Here is a 15,704-nt window from a genome sequence, read left to right as displayed (position 1 = left end):
TTTGATAGTTTTCCAACAAAAAGCGCCGCTTGCCTGTAAGACTAAGGCAAGCGGCGCAAGTTATTGGGCTAGTTTCCCCTGAGCTATTTCATCAGAGCCATATCATCAAAGCTATTTCATCTGAGGCACCCGCACTGGATCGGCGGGCTGTGGCAGCTTCACAGGCGCGGCAGATTTCAGCTCATCCAAGGCAATGGCGATGGCCTTTTCCAGCTGAGGATCTATGCCTTTGGCTGTGTCTTTGGTCCACTGCTCGACTTCCACATCCGGGCCCACCCCTTCGTTCTCGACCCGCCACTGGCCGTCGATACTGAAGAAACCGCTGCGCGGCGCCGTGATATGGCCGCCATCCATCAGGGAAGGCACGCCCCAGATACCGACCAAGCCACCCCAGGTGCGTTTACCCACCAGCTTGCCCACTTGGTAATAGCGGAACATATAAGGGAGCATGTCGCCGCCCGAGCCGGAGACTTCGTTGATCAGCATCACCTTGGGCCCCCAGATACCGCTGCCCGGACTGGTCATGGGGTGATCGCCGGCCATCTGGTTATTGAAGTAGCCGTTACGCTCGCGGCGTAGCACATCTATGATGTACTCGGCAATGTAACCGCCGTGGTTGAAGCGCTCATCTATGATCACTCCCTGGCGCTGATTCTGGGCGAAGAAGTAACGGTTGAAATAGCTGAAGCCGTTCTCGCCTGTATCCGGAACCCAGACATAAGCCAATTTGCCGCCGGAAGCTTCATCCACCCGTTTGCGGTTATCCTCAACCCAGGCGTTACGTCTCAATGCCTGTTCGCTGGCCGTTGGCACCACAGTCACTTCGAAGGCTTTTTTGTCGCTGCCATCCGGACTGATGCTGAGACGGGTCTGTTTACCGAGAGTCCCCTGGAAGGCCTGATAGAAGTTGGCCTTGTTATCCAGCGGCTTGCCGTTGACTGCCAGCAGATACTGGCCCGCCTTGACCTGGGGATAGAGAGCCAGCGGCGCACTTCCTTGGTCCGCCGGATACCAGTTTTCGCCACGATAGATGCGGCTGAAGCGGTAGCCCTTGTCGGTCGCCTCAACATCGGCGCCGAGCAGGCCGGTGCGGTTGTCGGCAATTTCCGGCAGATCGCCATCATTGGTAAAGGAGTGGCCCACAGAGGTTTCGGCGCCCATGTTATCGAGCAGATAGGTCATGTCAGCACCGTGGCGCACATGGGCAACCAGTGGCTGGAACTCCTTGTATACCGCGTCCCAATCGGCACCGTGCAGATTACTGACATAGAAGTAATCGCGCTGGAAGCGCCAGGCTTCGCGGAAGATTTGCTGCCATTCGGCCTTGGGATCGATACGGGCCGTCAGCTTGACGTTAAGCGTCTTGGCATCGTCCCCCAAGGGCGCGGCGCCGGCAAATTGCTTCCAGTTGTCGCCGATTTTCACCAGCAGGCTCTCGCCGTCGTGGCTCAGGTGATACTCATCGACATCACCGGCCAGGGTATCGGCCTTACGTTCCTCAGTGCTGTACTTGCGAAGCTCTGTGGTTTCATCCAAGTCTTGCATATAGAACAGCTCACCTGGCTTACCGGCGCTCAGGCTGTGGATTTTACCGCTCTCACCCAGAGGCAGCACCCGCTGCGCTATACCGTTGAGATCGATTCGCACCGCAGGTGGCGCATCTGAGCCTTTGGCTTCCTCTTCAGTGCTGCCCTCTTCCTCGTCGCTTCTTGGCAGCATGGGCGCCTCGGTGCGGGTATTGAGCAGCATGGTGTAGAGGCCGTAAGTCGGGGTGAAGGCAACCGAGGTCATATCCAACCAGGCAGCATGAGGGCCATAATCGGTACTGGCGGCAAAATAGAGCTTGTCGCCGGCGCGGTCCCACACTGGGTAACGCACATCGGCCATGCCCTGGGTAATTCTGTTACTCTGATTATTGCGGCTATCGAACAGGTAGAGACTGCGGAAGAAGCTGTCATCCTGCTTGCTGTAGGCCAGATAACGGCTGTCAGGCGACCAACTGGGGGCCATTTCCCAGTCGGGATTCACTACCGGCTGGCTGTCGATAACCTGCGCCTTGCCCTTGGACAAGTCCGCCAGCCAGAGTTGCTGGCGCTGATCGCTGAACACCAGCTGTTTATCATCGGGCGACCAGATAAGTCCGCTATAGAAGCCCTTCTCAGCCAGTTTGATCTCTTGCTGCGGCTTGCCGAGTTGATCCGCTATCACCAGGCGATATTCGCCGCTCTTGTCGGAGAACCAGGCCAGCTGTTTGCCGCCGTTGGACCAGGCGGCGCCCACTTCGCGGCTGTCTGAACTTTCAGTAAGATTACGGGCATCACCGTGCTCCACGGGCACAGTAAATACATCGCCGCGGGCCACAAACAGGGCGCGCTTACCGGTAGGCGAAATGGCCGCCGACTCTATCTGCTTTTCAACCTCTTCAAAGCGTGGCCGCACCCAGGGGAAATCGGCATGCAGGCTGATGGCCAGTGCCTCTCCCTTGTCGTTGGCATTGGTATTAGCCAGCGATTTTTTCACCAGCTCGCCGCGGTATTCGTATACCAGAGTGTCGTTATCCAGGGTAAAACCTTTGACATCGGCATCCTGGTAATGGGTCACCTGCTCCGGCTCGCCGCCTTTGGCCGCTACCCGAAAGATATTAGTGACCTGAGAGCGGTTGGAGAGGAAATAGATATAGTCGCCGTGCCACTGGGGCTCGAGATCCTGGGTGTTGTCCCAGGGTAGATCTTTTTCCTCCAGGCTATCGAGCGAAATCAACCTGAGCGGCTGATTCTGGCCGCCGCGGTAGTTACGCCAGCCCGGATCCCAAAGACCGGCGCGGCGGTAAACCAACTGCTTGCCATCGGCAGAGAAACTGCCGTCAAAGGCGCGGTTCATGGGTAAAGGCTTGGGATTGCCGCCCTCGATGGACAGGGTAAACAGCTGCTGCCAGCCTCTTGGGGCATTGGCCCTGCCGGATCGCAACAATACCGATTTGCTGTCCGGGCTCCAGCCCACCAGTTGATCCACATCCGGGTGGAAGGTCAGGCGTTTGGGCTCGCCACCGGCAATCGGCAGCAGGTAGATATCCTGATTACCCTCATAGTCGCCGGTAAAAGCCACCCACTTGCCGTCGGGCGACAGCTTGGGTTGCATCTCCTGGCCCTGGAAGCTGGTGAGGCGCACCGCCTCGCCGCCCTTGAGCGACACTTTCCAGATATCCTTGGCGTAGGAAAACACCAGAGTATCACCGCGAAGATCCGGCTCCCGCAGGAGTTTGACCTCGGCAGCCAGCAAATTGGGGCTGCCGAGCGCAAGGGCCGTCAGCCAAAAGAGTTTATTGAGCTTCATTCCTGTTCCTTGTATTTGAATACCAGCAAACCAGTGGGGATCCCCCGCCAAAACCGCAACTTAACCAGCGCCATAGCAGAGCTACCCCTGTAACATAACCAGTGGCAAAAAAATACGCAAAAAAGGTTTTGTTTCAACTCATTGCAATACGCCATTCCGGGCAATTGAGACAAAAATCCCCGGCCTTAAGCAGACCTTAATCTGAGCCGGCCAGAATAATTCCTATCCACCAGCCGGGCCATGAATTCAACACCATGAATTCAACGCCATGAGTTCAACACCCGCTTTTCAGGCTTTTTATTTTACAGATCTCAGCTGCGACTCGGTTTAAACTCGCGCTATGTCACAGGAATCACAATGCCCATTGCAAGCCACCCGCTGAGTTTTCAACACTGGTTCAAACATCATCTATTGTTGCCGTTATCGGTAGGGCTTGGCCTGCTTATCTTGCTGCACATCACTAATGCCGACCTGCTGCTGGCACAGTGGATGTTGGCATTTGAGGGCACCGACACGGCCTGGCCCTGGCGCCATGCCTTTGTCGCAGACAAACTGCTGCACACAGGAGGACGGGATCTGGTGGTGCTGGCGGCAGTTGTGTTGCTGTCGAGCTTGGTATTGAGCAGTTTCAAAGCCTCAATGAAACGCTGGCGCCGGCCCTTGCTGATGTTGTTTACAAGCGCCCTGGCAACCGTACTTCTGGTACGTATCGGCAAGAGCATAACCAATGTTGCCTGCCCCTGGGATCTCAGTCTATTTGGAGGCCAAAAGCCTTATCTGCCCTTCCCCATGAGCCTGAGCGTTGACACTGAGTTGGGCCAGTGTTTCCCCGGCGGCCACTCGAGCGGCGCCTTTGCCTGGGTGGGACTTTATTATCTGGCATTGGTCTTGAAGCCAAAATGGCGCTTTAAGTTACTCGGCGCAGTATTGCTGATAGGCGCCGTGTTCAGTCTGTGTCAGGAGTTTCGCGGCGCCCACTTTTTATCGCACGATATCGCCAGCGCCCTTATCGGTTGGACCATGGCGACCTTGAGCTACGGTCTGGCTTACCGCCCCTGGCGAGCTGATGGATACTCAGGGGTTCCGGCGCAGACGCAGACGCAGGCACTGATACAGATACAGACACAAACAGAAGTCACCCACTAAAATACCGGGCCAGATTTATTGCCGATAAATCTGGTCCCGTTTCCAAAGGCTATTTCACTGAGCTTTTGAATTACGCCTTCTTCACCAGGCTGGAGATCAAGGCTCTGAGCGCCGCCGGTTTAATCATCTTGGCCATATAGTGGTAACCGCGGCGCTCGACATCCTCCACCAGATCCTTGCGGGTGTTGGCGGTGATCAAAATGCCGGGCAGATGTTGCCCATACAGCGCCCTGAGCTCATCCATGGCATCGACGCCGTTTTGGCCCTTATCCAGATGATAATCAGCCAGCATGATGTCCGGCGCCACCCCTTTGAGCCCCAGCTTGATCCTGGCATCACTCAGATCCCGGGCGCAGATCACCTCGCACTGCCAGCGGCTCAACAGGCTTTCGAGCCCGGCGAGGATAGCCTCTTCGTTGTCGATACACAGCACCTTGACCCCGGCGAGCGGCTGCAACACAGAAGAGATGGCCTTGGGCTGCGGCACGCTGACAGTGGCACCCAGCGGCACCCGAATGGCAAATACAGAGCCCTTGCCCTGCACCGAAGATACACGGATATCATGCTCCAGCACCTTGCTTATTCTGTCGGCTATCGCCAGCCCAAGCCCCAGGCCGTTGACGCTGTTGGAATGGGGGTTATCAAGGCGTTTAAATTCGTGAAATATCTCCCTAAGCTGCCCGGCTTCAATGCCGCAGCCGGTATCCAGCACCTGCACCTCAAGCTCACTACCGCGGCGGCGACAGCCCATCAGCACCCGCCCGCCCTTGGCATAGCGATAGGCGTTGGTGAGAAAGTTTTGCAGCACCCGCCGCAGCAGTGAAGGGTCTGAATTGACCGTCAGGCTGCAGGGCATCATGGCAAAATGGATCTGGCAGTCTTTGGCCATGGCCTCAAACTCCACCGCCAGGGTGTTGAGTACTTCGGAGATGGCAAAGTCGCGCCGTTTTACCTCCACCATGCCGGAATCCAGCTTGGAGATATCCAACAGATCGGTCAGCAGTTCACCGGCTGTTTTCAGTGAGCTGTTGACATGGGAGAGGGTCAGCCGCCCTTCCCTGTCAAGCCCGGGATACTGACTCAAAGAGGCGGTAAACAACCTGGCCGCGTTGAGGGGCTGCATTAAGTCATGCCCCACCGCCGCCAGGAAACGACTCTTGGAGGCGTTGGCCATCTCCTCCTGAGCCTTGGCTTCGAGCAGCTTGCTGTTGAGCAGCGCCAGCTCATAGGTGCGCTCCTTGACTCTGGCCTCCAGGGTTTCGTTGACTTGCTCCAACACCTGTTGCTGCTCGCGATATTGGGTAATGTCGGTAAAGGTCATCACAAAGCCGCCGTCCGGCATGGGATTGCCCTGAATCTTGATCACCTTGCCATCGCGCCTGCGCCGCTCTGAGCTATGGGCGGTGCCGTTGCGCATATGCTGTACCCGGCGCTCGACATGCTCGTCCACATCCCCCGGGCCGCAGTAGCCGCGGGCGGCATTGAAACGTATCACCTCGCTGATGGGCATGCCCGGTTGCAGGAAATCCTCCGGATAGTCGTAAAGCTCTACATAGCGGTAGTTCCAAGCCACCAGGTTGAGATCTTTGTCGACCACACTCATGCCCTCGTAGGCGTGTTCTATGGCGGCGCGCAGCATGTCCTGACTGAGAATAATCTTCGATGAGGCCTCATCCACCAGGCTAAAGACTTCATCGAGGGCCAGATCCCGTCCCTGCAGCACTGAGTCCATCACCAAAGAGGCGCTGGAAGCCCCCAGCACCCCGGCCAACATATGTTCGGTATGGGCGATAAGCTCGGCCGGTGCCGTCTTGTGCCAGCTATCGCTGCGCACCGCATCGGCAGAAAAGCGCGAGAAACTCTCATAGGCCCGGGTCGGGCTGACAAAGCGACTGGCCAGGATCAGCAAGTCCTGCTGACTAATGGGGCCCGTCTTGCGATTACCTGTGTTTTTGAGTTCACCCGGGGTGACAAAGGCGCTGGCCTGAATACGCTCCACCAAGCCGGCGCGCAGCCAGATAGAACCGCCGATATAGCCAATCAGGTTGGCACCGAGTGCAAGCAGGGTATCGTTGACATTGGGCTTAAGCGCCTTTAACAGTTCAAACTGACCTGCCAGCACGCCTTCCCAGGCGCCAGAGCCCTTGAGCAGCAAAAAGCCCCACAGACCAAAGCCCGCCGCCATACCGAGAAACACCCCGGCGCGATTGCCGTGTTTCCAGTAGAGGCCGCCCACCAAGGCCGGTGCCAACTGGGCAAAGGCGCCGAAAGACAGCATGCCCAGGTTGGACAGAGAATCACTGCTGTCAAAACTCAGGTAACTGAAATACCCGAAAGCCAGGATCAGCGCGATGGAGAGACGTCTGGCATAGAGCAGTTGCTGGGAAAACTGACTGAAGTTCTTACGACGGATCTGCCCAGTACGCAAGAGTACCGGCACCAGCCACTCATTACTTATCATCACGCTGATGGTCACCACTGCCACTATCACCATGCCAGTGGCGGCCGAGAGGGTTCCCAGCAGCGCCACTATCGCCAGCCAAGGTGCGTCCAGCGCCAGCGGCAGATTGATCACATAAGTATCGGCAGAGACACTGTCGCCGAGCAGCACCTTGCCCGCCAGTGCCAGCGGCCCGACAAACAAACCGAACAGGCCAATATAAAGCGGGAACAACCAGCGCGCCTTGGACAGAGTCTGCTCGCCTTCGGCCTCTACCACCATGACGTGGAACTGCCGCGGCATACAGAGAAAAGCCGCCATGCCGACTATCAGCTCGGGCATCAGCGCTTCGAGCCTTAGATTGGGATTGACTATTACGCCCTTGGCGCTGGCCTGGCTCCAGAGGTCGCCAAAGCCGCCGAATACCCCGAAGACCACTATACCGCCCACTAATACAAAGGCGGCCAGTTTAACCAAAGATTCAAAGGCGATGGCCAGCATCATCCCCGGATTATGCTCGGTGGCATCCAGTTTGCGGGTGCCGAAAAGGATGGCGAAGATGGCCAGCAGCACAGCAATGATAAGCGCGACTTTGGCACCATCGAGCGGATCATCCGGGCTTTGGAACAGGCTTAGACTGAACACCATGGCTTTCAGCTGCAGCGCGATATAGGGCATGATGCCGAACAGGGCGATGAGCGTGATGATCACCGCCAGCGGCTGCGACTTGCCGTAGCGGGCGGCGATAAAGTCAGCCACCGAGGTGATATTTTGCGCCTTGGACACCACCACCATTTTGCGCAACATGCCAAAGCCCAGGGTAAAGATGATGATGGGGCCAATAAAGATATGCAAATAGGACCAAAAGTCATTGGCCGACTGGCCAACCGTGCCGAGAAAGCTCCAGGAAGAGCAATACACTGCCAGGCTGAGGGCGTAGATCCATTTCTGTAACCTGCGGGTGACACCACTGAACCAGCGCTCCGCGCCCCAGGCAAGCAGGAACAGCAAGCAGACATAACAGACGGCGATCACCGCCACAAAAAGGGTCAAATTCATAGGGTTCTCTTTATTGTCGCCGTATCCTTCGGCGACTGTTGTTATCCCGGCTAGATTACACCAGCCAAGGGGTTTGATGAACCTCTGCGGCGTTCTGCATCTTATTGGGCGCCCATTGGGGGCAAAAAACCTTTATTGGATGCCAATCTAAACCCGCGCAAACCTTAAAAAACCACGCTGGCTCAAGCACTTCAAGCTGTGCGTTTTAAACGCAATAACCGATTAATAAATAACATTTTTTCATCACTAGACCAATGTCTAATAGAGACAGCACAGCCAAGCAACCCATACTTTGGCTCACGTATGATAAAAACAAGGGGAAGCCCAATGAGTACTCAGTCTCTTTATAAAGTGCCCGCAGCGATTGCGGCCAATGCACTGGTAAATGATGAAAAATATAAGAAAATGTACCAGGAGTCCGTGGTTAACCCCGAAGGTTTCTGGCGAGAACATGGCAAGCGTATTGACTGGATCAAGCCCTATACCAAGGTCAAGAAAACCTCATTTGACGATCACAATTTGTCGATCAACTGGTTCTACGACGGCACGCTGAATGCCTCGGCCAACTGCCTCGACCGCCATCTGGAGAAACTGGGCGATCAGACCGCCATCATCTGGGAAGGCGATGATGCCAAAGATCAACGCACCCTGAGCTACAGCCAGCTGCACACAGAAGTGTGCAAATTTGCCAACGCCCTCAAGAGCCAGGGCGTGCGCCGCGGCGACGTGGTGACCATGTATATGCCCATGGTGCCGGAAGCCGCCATCGCCATGCTGGCCTGTGCCCGCATCGGCGCCGTACATTCCGTGGTATTCGGTGGTTTTTCCCCGGATTCCATCGCCTCACGCATCATAGATGGCCGCTCCAAAGTCATTTTGACCGCAGATGAAGGCCTGCGCGGCGGCAGGGCTATTCCGCTCAAGCGCAATATCGACGAGGCGCTCTCCCATGCGGATGTCACCACGGTTGAGAAGGTGATAGTGCTTAAACGCACCGGCAATGATATCAACTGGGTCGAAGGCCGTGATGTCTGGTGGGAATCACTGACCGAAACCGCTTCCGAACATTGCGAAGTGGAAGAGATGGGCGCCGAGGATCCCCTATTCCTGCTCTACACCTCAGGCTCCACCGGTAACCCCAAGGGTGTGCTGCACACCACAGGCGGCTACATGGTGTACGCCTCCATGACCCACGAATATGTGTTCGACTACAAGCAAGGCGAAGTCTACTGGTGCACCGCAGATGTGGGCTGGATCACCGGCCACAGCTATATGATTTACGGCCCGCTGGCCAATGGCGCCACAGTGCTTATTCACGAAGGTGTGCCCAACTACCCAAGCCCAGCCCGCCTGGGCGAGATGATTGACCGCCACCAGGTCAACATACTCTACACGGCTCCTACGCTTATTCGCGCCCTGATGGCCGAAGGCAAGGAGCAGTTTGACCAGTTTAACGGCAGCTCGCTGCGGATCATGGGCTCTGTAGGCGAACCCATCAACCCTGAGGCCTGGCGCTGGTACCACGAGGTCATAGGTCATGAGCAGTGTCCGATTGTTGATACCTGGTGGCAAACCGAAACCGGTGGCATTCTTATCAGCCCGCTGCCCGGCGCCACTGATACCAAACCTGGCTCGGCCACCCGCCCCTTCTTTGGGGTACAGCCAGCGCTGGTAGACAACATGGGCAATATTCTGGAAGGCGCTACCGAGGGCAACCTGGTGATGCTGGATTCCTGGCCGGGGCAGATGCGCACAATTTACGGTGACCATGAACGCTTTGCCCTGACCTACTTCAAAACCTTCCGCGGCATGTATTTTACCGGTGACGGTGCCCGCCGTGATGAAGATGGCTACTACTGGATCACCGGCCGGGTCGATGATGTGATTAACGTCTCCGGTCACCGTCTGGGTACCGCCGAGATTGAAAGCGCACTGGTGGCGCACGATCTGGTGGCCGAGGCCGCCGTTGTGGGTTATCCCCATGACATCAAGGGCCAGGGGATCTACGCCTATGTCACACTGACCAAGGGCATAGAAGCTACTGAAGAGCTGAGACAGCAACTGAGACAATGGGTACGCAAAGAGATTGGCGCCCTGGCGACCCCGGATCTTATCCAGTTTGCCGGCGGCCTGCCCAAGACCCGCTCCGGCAAGATCATGCGCCGCTTTCTGCGTAAGATTGCCGCCAACGAGATTACCAACCTTGGAGATGCATCAACTCTGGCCGACCCAGCCGTGATTGATACTCTGATTGAGTCGCGGCTCAACCGTACAGAGTAAAAGCGTACTTCCTCCTCATTGCCCCTCCTTGAGGGGCATTTTTTTACTTTCAGCTTGGATCCCCCAAGGGCGGCTTAAACGGTTCAGCTATGTAAGCCGCTCATACATTTCAATTATCTCTCCAGTTCCCTCAAAGCGCTAACACGTGAAGAATAACTTTTCACATGTTATCAACGGCATGAATAGCGAATTAGTGTTTGGCAAGCCAGACGCAACAATCAGCAACGAAATCGGTCATAGCCCATTTATGCCGTTGATGGCCCCCGAGGACGGGATTTGGCAATAAAGGAAAACCATGTCATTTATTACAGCCCCTAAACCTTTGAGGCAGATTTCGCCATTGCCGGGATATTTAGGGCCAGAGTTAAAAAGCAAGCCACCCTGAGGTGGCTTGGCTAAGAGTATAAATAGGGAGTTATAAATAGGGCGTCACAGCTCCCGGTCGCAACAAAGGTTAGAGCACGTATTTGGCTGAGAAGGTGACCCGGTTAAGCTCACCATCTGTGCCGTTTTCCCGCTCGTTCTTGGCATACATATACTCTACCCCAAAGGTCAGAGCCTTCACCGGCGAGTAAAGCAGGTTGATATAACCTGAATAGGATTCTTTGTTGGCGCTGCCTCCGGTCAGAGACACATCGTTATCGGCGCTGAAAGCGGACAAGGTAAAGCTTGAGCGCCACTGCTCGTTCCACCAATGACGATAAGACACAAAACCTGAGTAGGATTCTATCGCCTGCAGATCGTTGTTGTTGTCCAGTACCGCGCCATTGGCAAAGTTGAGCGCCACATAGCGACCCAGGCCTTCGCCATAGGTGGCGGTGAAACGGATATCATCACGGCCCACAGGAATGATCCCGGCCACGCTGGCGCCATAGCCGAGCTCAGTGCTGTCTATGTCCTGATTAGCGATACGGGTCTCAAGCTCAAGTTGCCTCAGCATCCCCATTACAGAGAAACTGGCGCCACCTGAGGTCTTAAAGTTATAACGGGCGATAAGATCCGGCATTACCCCATTGCCACTGGTGATCCGGCTGCCACCGCCATAGGGAGTAATAGTGGTTTCCGGGTTTTCAATGGCGATTTGAAAGCCACCATTGCTGTATCTCAGCTGCGCCTGACGGGCAAAGGGCGTACCTTCGGTGGCGCCGACAAAGTCGAGGTTTTCCGGCAGTGCCCCCGGGTTCATAAAGGTGGTCCAGGTCTGGCCTATGGTCCAGTTGTCATAGCTGATAAAGGCATGACGAATCCGCGGTGAATAGCTGTTGGATACCCGCTCATCACCATCGGTATGAGTCATAAAGTCCAGCTCAATAAAGCCGGTGAGCGTATGGCCGTCAAGATCTGTTACCGTCTTGAAGTTAAAACGGGTTTCCCGTGCCTGGAAGTCGGTCACCTGCTTGCCGTTGCCATCTACCCCATAGATGGCGCCTGGCACGTAAAACTGGCGTGAGACGTTGTTGGAGTCGGGCGCGCCATTACTGTAATCGCTGAACATGATATCGGCCTTGAGATAACCGCCAAACTGCATATCAGTCTTGTCCAATACCGATGCCTGAGCCGTCCCCAAACCGCCCAGTACCAAAAGGGTTGCTGCACACACCCCGGTGAGTCTTGCTTGTTTCATCTTGGATTGTCTCCTTGTTGTTATGCCAATCCACCCGGCAAAACGCACAACAGCCGAGACAGATTGAGCTAGCAAGAAGCACTATCCGATGTTTAACAGAATTGAAACATTGGCAATAGGTCTATAAGACAAAAGTAGAAAAGTGTTAGCTAAATTAGCTTGATTATTTTTGTGGTTTGGGAATAACAGACTTAATATTTTGCAGAAGGAATTCTGAATGGTGGGTCGTGAAGGATTCGAACCTTCGACCAATTGGTTAAAAGCCAACTGCTCTACCGACTGAGCTAACGACCCATACAGATGGAGCATTCAGTGGTGGGTCGTGAAGGATTCGAACCTTCGACCAATTGGTTAAAAGCCAACTGCTCTACCGACTGAGCTAACGACCCACTGAATGTTGTGGTCTATCTTTCCTGATGGTGGGTCGTGAAGGATTCGAACCTTCGACCAATTGGTTAAAAGCCAACTGCTCTACCGACTGAGCTAACGACCCGCAGGAAGATCTACCTTTTGCAGTACGCTGAGAAATGGTGGGTCGTGAAGGATTCGAACCTTCGACCAATTGGTTAAAAGCCAACTGCTCTACCGACTGAGCTAACGACCCATCTGGGTGTCACCCTATTCTCAGGCAAATGGTGGGTCGTGAAGGATTCGAACCTTCGACCAATTGGTTAAAAGCCAACTGCTCTACCGACTGAGCTAACGACCCACGGATATACTGCCAGATTGTTGATTTAAATTGCGATGGTGGGTCGTGAAGGATTCGAACCTTCGACCAATTGGTTAAAAGCCAACTGCTCTACCGACTGAGCTAACGACCCGACATAACTGCCGAGGCAGACCGCAATAAATCAGTGGTGGGTCGTGAAGGATTCGAACCTTCGACCAATTGGTTAAAAGCCAACTGCTCTACCGACTGAGCTAACGACCCACTAAAAAGGTTTACGAAACATGAATTTGGTGGGTCGTGAAGGATTCGAACCTTCGACCAATTGGTTAAAAGCCAACTGCTCTACCGACTGAGCTAACGACCCATTCAAGTTTCGCCTCAGCAGGCCATGCCGTGCTGAGGGCGCCTATAATACCGCTTTGTGATTCTCATGCAAGTGTAAATTCCCGATTTTTTGTTGTTTGCATGAAAAACAAACTGGGCGGATGTTTTTTAGTTAAATCATGGTTTAATTGCCGCCAATTGCTGCTGTGCAATCCTTGCTGCAGCGCTGTTTGCGTACTGTTTCACCACTTGCTGATAGTAGTTCTTCGCCGCCGTTTTATCACCGGTTTTTTCGGCAATCAGCCCAAGTTTAACCAGACTGTCGGCCCGCTTACCCGATTCTTTGAAGTTATCGACCACATTGGCAAACGCAGTTTTGGCTTCGGCAAATTCATTCTTATTATAGAGCAGTTGCCCGAGCCAATAGTTGGCGTTATCGGCAAAGCCCGAATTGGGATACTGCTTGATAAAGTCACGAAATGCCGGAATTGCAGCGTCGTACTGACGCTCTTTCAGTACCAGGTCGACCGCCCTTTGATAACTGTCGGTCTCGGACAAAGACGAACTGGCCACCAGATTGGATGAGGTTTGACTGACGGCGGGCGCCGCCGGCTTGCTCTGCAGGTTGGCGATTTCGTCATAGAGCTGGCGCTGACGCTGCAGCATCTGGTTGATCTGATAGTTCTGTTGTTCGGTCAGGCCTCTGAGTTCCAGCACCTCTTGCTGCAGGGTATCCATTCTGCGCATGGTCTCAAACTCGGCTTGCTGACGGGCCTTGATGATCCGCTCAAGGCGGGCGATGCGATCCTCACTGGAACCGCCACCAATGTCTTCAACGGGCGCTGGGGCCGCATAAGCGACCCCAGTTCCCAGAAGCATGGCCGTGATAATAACGGCTTTCTTCATTCTTCAATATCCCTCTAATGCCGGGATCAGTACACCAGCACAGCGCGACGGTTCTTGGCAAAACCTTCGTCTGTGTGGCTCATATCCAGCGGCTTCTCTTCACCATAGCTGACAATGCTCATCTGGCTTGGCAGTACGCCCATACCCTGCAGGTACTTGGCTACCGCCTTAGCGCGGCGCTCACCCAGAGCTATGTTGTACTCAGGCGTACCGCGCTCGTCGGCGTGGCCTTCGATCAACACGCGTACGTTAGGGTGTTCAACCAGATAAGTGCCGTGGGCTTCCAGAATTTCAGCAAATTCTGTCTGCACTTCACTGCGGTCAAAATCAAAGTAGATGACGTGTTCTTTACGCAGTTCCTGGAACTTGAGGCGCTGCTGTTCTTCAGGGCTCAGCACCGGATTGGCACCACCAATTTCCACACCGCCGGCACCACTACCGTACTCACTGCCGGAAGTTGTCGAACCGCTGGCGTCCGTTTCTGATTCTGAAGTTGAGCTACAGGCACCCAGAGCCAGTAATGGCACAGCGATTGCGATTGCCTTAAACAACTTGTTGAGATCCATCATGTTATCCTTCTGAAATATAAGTTATAGAAACGGTGACCAAGCGGGTGATTTCACCTCACCCTGCCCCACAGGCAACCGCGCCTTGAAGCGGCCATCGACAGATACCGCTGCCAGCACCTGCTTGCCGTTATAGGTGGTGCCATAAATCACCATGGTGCCGTTAGGGGCAACACTGGGTGATTCATCGAGCCGGGTTGAGGTCAACACCTGCATAAAACGCGTCTGCAGATCCATACGGGCAATATTGTATTTGCCGTTGGTTCTGTTGACGAAAATCATACTGCGGCCATCAGGGGTCACAGTTCCCCCCAGGTTCCACTCGCCTTCGAATGTCAGGCGGGTCACCTTGCCTGAGGCCAACTCTACCTGATATAGCTGGGGCCTGCCACCCCGCTCGGAAGTGAACAGCAGCGACTTACCATCGGGGAACCAAGTGGCTTCAGTATCAATGGCATAGTGGTTGGTGATCCGCTTGAGCGCGCCTGTGGCAATCTCTACTACATAGACCTCAGGTTGACCGTCGCGGGACAGAGTCAGCGCCAGCTTAGTCCCATCGGGCGAAAAGCTTGGCGAGCCGTTGATACCGGGAAAACTGGTAACCTTGGTGCGGCTCTGACTGTAGATATCCTGGACAAACACTTCGGCCTTTTTGTTTTCGAAACTAACATAGGCCAACTTACGCCCGTCCGGAGACCAGGCCGGAGACATCAAAGGCTCAGGCGAGCGCAGCAGCATCTGTTCGTTGTAGCCATCGTAGTCGGCAATCATCAGGCGGTAAGGGTTTTTCTCCTGGTGATTGACCACCACATAGGCGATACGAGTCAGGAAGGCACCGCGGATCCCGGTCAGTTTCTCATAAACTATGTCACTGATCCTGTGAGCATACTGGCGAAATTGCGCTTCGCTGATAACGGTTTCGCGGCTATCCAGCAAGAGTTCGCTGCGGGACTGAGGGCCACCGGACTGCATCTGCGCCTTGACCAAGTCCACCAGGTCAAAGCTCACCAGATACTTACCGGCGCCATAGGGTTTCACATAGCCCATCACCACGGCTTCGGCAGAAACATTCTTCCAGGCGGCGGCATTGAACTCGTCCATCTTGCTGATGGCACGCTGACCCAGTGACAATTCATCCAATGGCTTGAAAGTACCGCTGCGGGTCAAATCGGACATCACTACATCCGAAATCGACTCTGGGGCCGGCCCGGCGCCCTGCCAAACAAATGGCACCACGGCAATGGGACGCGCGGCGTCCACCCCTTCGGTGATCACTATATCCAGTGCCGCCTTGGCCGGCAGCACCAGCACGGCCAGCAAACAGATAAGACTCTTGGCAATTCGTTTCATGGGGCT

Annotated in this window: 8 protein-coding genes and 8 tRNA genes; 2 read left to right on the top strand and 14 right to left on the bottom strand. The window is 54.9% G+C overall.

Annotation, left to right across the window (positions count from 1 at the left end; genetic code table 11):
- Positions 1–111 precede the first annotated feature (111 nt).
- Complete coding sequence (locus tag SIL79_RS15350; RefSeq protein ID WP_162207256.1) at positions 112–3,333, bottom strand: S41 family peptidase; 3,222 nt, start codon at positions 3,331–3,333, stop codon at positions 112–114.
- A gap of 357 nt (positions 3,334–3,690) precedes the next feature.
- Between SIL79_RS15350 and SIL79_RS15345 the strand changes: the two genes are divergently transcribed.
- Positions 3,691–4,479: a phosphatase PAP2 family protein gene (locus tag SIL79_RS15345; RefSeq protein ID WP_251767050.1), complete on the top strand. Its 789-nt coding sequence runs from the start codon at positions 3,691–3,693 to the stop codon at positions 4,477–4,479.
- Positions 4,480–4,549: 70 nt separating this feature from the next.
- On the opposite strand, the gene SIL79_RS15340 is transcribed toward SIL79_RS15345, so the two are convergent.
- Positions 4,550–7,978, bottom strand: coding sequence for a hybrid sensor histidine kinase/response regulator (locus tag SIL79_RS15340; RefSeq protein ID WP_039033348.1), 3,429 nt, complete (start codon positions 7,976–7,978; stop codon positions 4,550–4,552).
- Positions 7,979–8,305: 327 nt separating this feature from the next.
- Here SIL79_RS15340 and acs point away from each other — a divergent pair, with 327 nt between their 5' ends.
- Positions 8,306–10,258: an acetate--CoA ligase gene (acs, locus tag SIL79_RS15335; RefSeq protein ID WP_039033349.1), complete on the top strand. Its 1,953-nt coding sequence runs from the start codon at positions 8,306–8,308 to the stop codon at positions 10,256–10,258.
- A 454-nt stretch (positions 10,259–10,712) separates the two neighbouring features.
- Here acs and SIL79_RS15330 read toward each other — a convergent pair whose 3' ends face one another.
- The 12 genes from SIL79_RS15330 to tolB form a co-directional block, all read right to left on the bottom strand.
- Positions 10,713–11,882: a DcaP family trimeric outer membrane transporter gene (locus SIL79_RS15330; RefSeq protein WP_039033350.1), complete on the bottom strand. Its 1,170-nt coding sequence runs from the start codon at positions 11,880–11,882 to the stop codon at positions 10,713–10,715.
- A 218-nt stretch (positions 11,883–12,100) separates the two neighbouring features.
- Positions 12,101–12,176: transfer RNA gene (locus SIL79_RS15325), tRNA-Lys, on the bottom strand.
- A gap of 19 nt (positions 12,177–12,195) precedes the next feature.
- Positions 12,196–12,271: transfer RNA gene (locus SIL79_RS15320), tRNA-Lys, on the bottom strand.
- A gap of 28 nt (positions 12,272–12,299) precedes the next feature.
- Positions 12,300–12,375 (bottom strand) — tRNA-Lys (locus tag SIL79_RS15315).
- Between the two features lie 35 nt (positions 12,376–12,410).
- Positions 12,411–12,486: transfer RNA gene (locus SIL79_RS15310), tRNA-Lys, on the bottom strand.
- A 29-nt stretch (positions 12,487–12,515) separates the two neighbouring features.
- Positions 12,516–12,591, bottom strand: a tRNA-Lys gene (locus SIL79_RS15305).
- A 36-nt stretch (positions 12,592–12,627) separates the two neighbouring features.
- Positions 12,628–12,703, bottom strand: a tRNA-Lys gene (locus SIL79_RS15300).
- Between the two features lie 34 nt (positions 12,704–12,737).
- Positions 12,738–12,813, bottom strand: a tRNA-Lys gene (locus tag SIL79_RS15295).
- Positions 12,814–12,840: 27 nt separating this feature from the next.
- Positions 12,841–12,916: transfer RNA gene (locus tag SIL79_RS15290), tRNA-Lys, on the bottom strand.
- A 137-nt stretch (positions 12,917–13,053) separates the two neighbouring features.
- Positions 13,054–13,782, bottom strand: coding sequence for a tol-pal system protein YbgF (ybgF, locus tag SIL79_RS15285; protein WP_039033351.1), 729 nt, complete (start codon positions 13,780–13,782; stop codon positions 13,054–13,056).
- Between the two features lie 26 nt (positions 13,783–13,808).
- Positions 13,809–14,348 carry a peptidoglycan-associated lipoprotein Pal gene (gene pal / locus SIL79_RS15280; RefSeq protein ID WP_039033352.1) on the bottom strand — a complete coding sequence of 180 codons (540 nt, stop codon included), beginning with the start codon at positions 14,346–14,348 and terminating at the stop codon, positions 13,809–13,811.
- Between the two features lie 24 nt (positions 14,349–14,372).
- A complete protein-coding gene (tolB, locus tag SIL79_RS15275) occupies positions 14,373–15,698 on the bottom strand; it encodes a Tol-Pal system beta propeller repeat protein TolB (RefSeq protein WP_039033353.1) in 1,326 nt (441 codons plus the stop codon).
- Between the last annotated feature and the right edge of the window lie 6 nt (positions 15,699–15,704).

Source organism: Shewanella indica, assembly GCF_033842865.1.
Classification (GTDB): Bacteria; Pseudomonadota; Gammaproteobacteria; order Enterobacterales; family Shewanellaceae; genus Shewanella; species Shewanella indica.
Note: the sequence above shows the minus strand (reverse complement) of the source record. Positions and strands in the feature narration are given on the sequence as shown.

What these genes read in the sequence shown, in the direction of transcription:
- pal (WP_039033352.1), bottom strand. Translation starts at nt 14,348, where the DNA reads ATGGATCTCAACAAGTTGTTTAAGGCAATCGCAATCGCTGTGCCATTA.
- SIL79_RS15340 (WP_039033348.1), bottom strand. Translation starts at nt 7,978, where the DNA reads ATGAATTTGACCCTTTTTGTGGCGGTGATCGCCGTCTGTTATGTCTGC.
- ybgF (WP_039033351.1), bottom strand. Translation starts at nt 13,782, where the DNA reads ATGAAGAAAGCCGTTATTATCACGGCCATGCTTCTGGGAACTGGGGTC.
- SIL79_RS15350 (WP_162207256.1), bottom strand. Translation starts at nt 3,333, where the DNA reads ATGAAGCTCAATAAACTCTTTTGGCTGACGGCCCTTGCGCTCGGCAGC.
- SIL79_RS15345 (WP_251767050.1), top strand. Translation starts at nt 3,691, where the DNA reads ATGCCCATTGCAAGCCACCCGCTGAGTTTTCAACACTGGTTCAAACAT.
- SIL79_RS15330 (WP_039033350.1), bottom strand. Translation starts at nt 11,882, where the DNA reads ATGAAACAAGCAAGACTCACCGGGGTGTGTGCAGCAACCCTTTTGGTA.
- acs (WP_039033349.1), top strand. Translation starts at nt 8,306, where the DNA reads ATGAGTACTCAGTCTCTTTATAAAGTGCCCGCAGCGATTGCGGCCAAT.
- tolB (WP_039033353.1), bottom strand. Translation starts at nt 15,698, where the DNA reads ATGAAACGAATTGCCAAGAGTCTTATCTGTTTGCTGGCCGTGCTGGTG.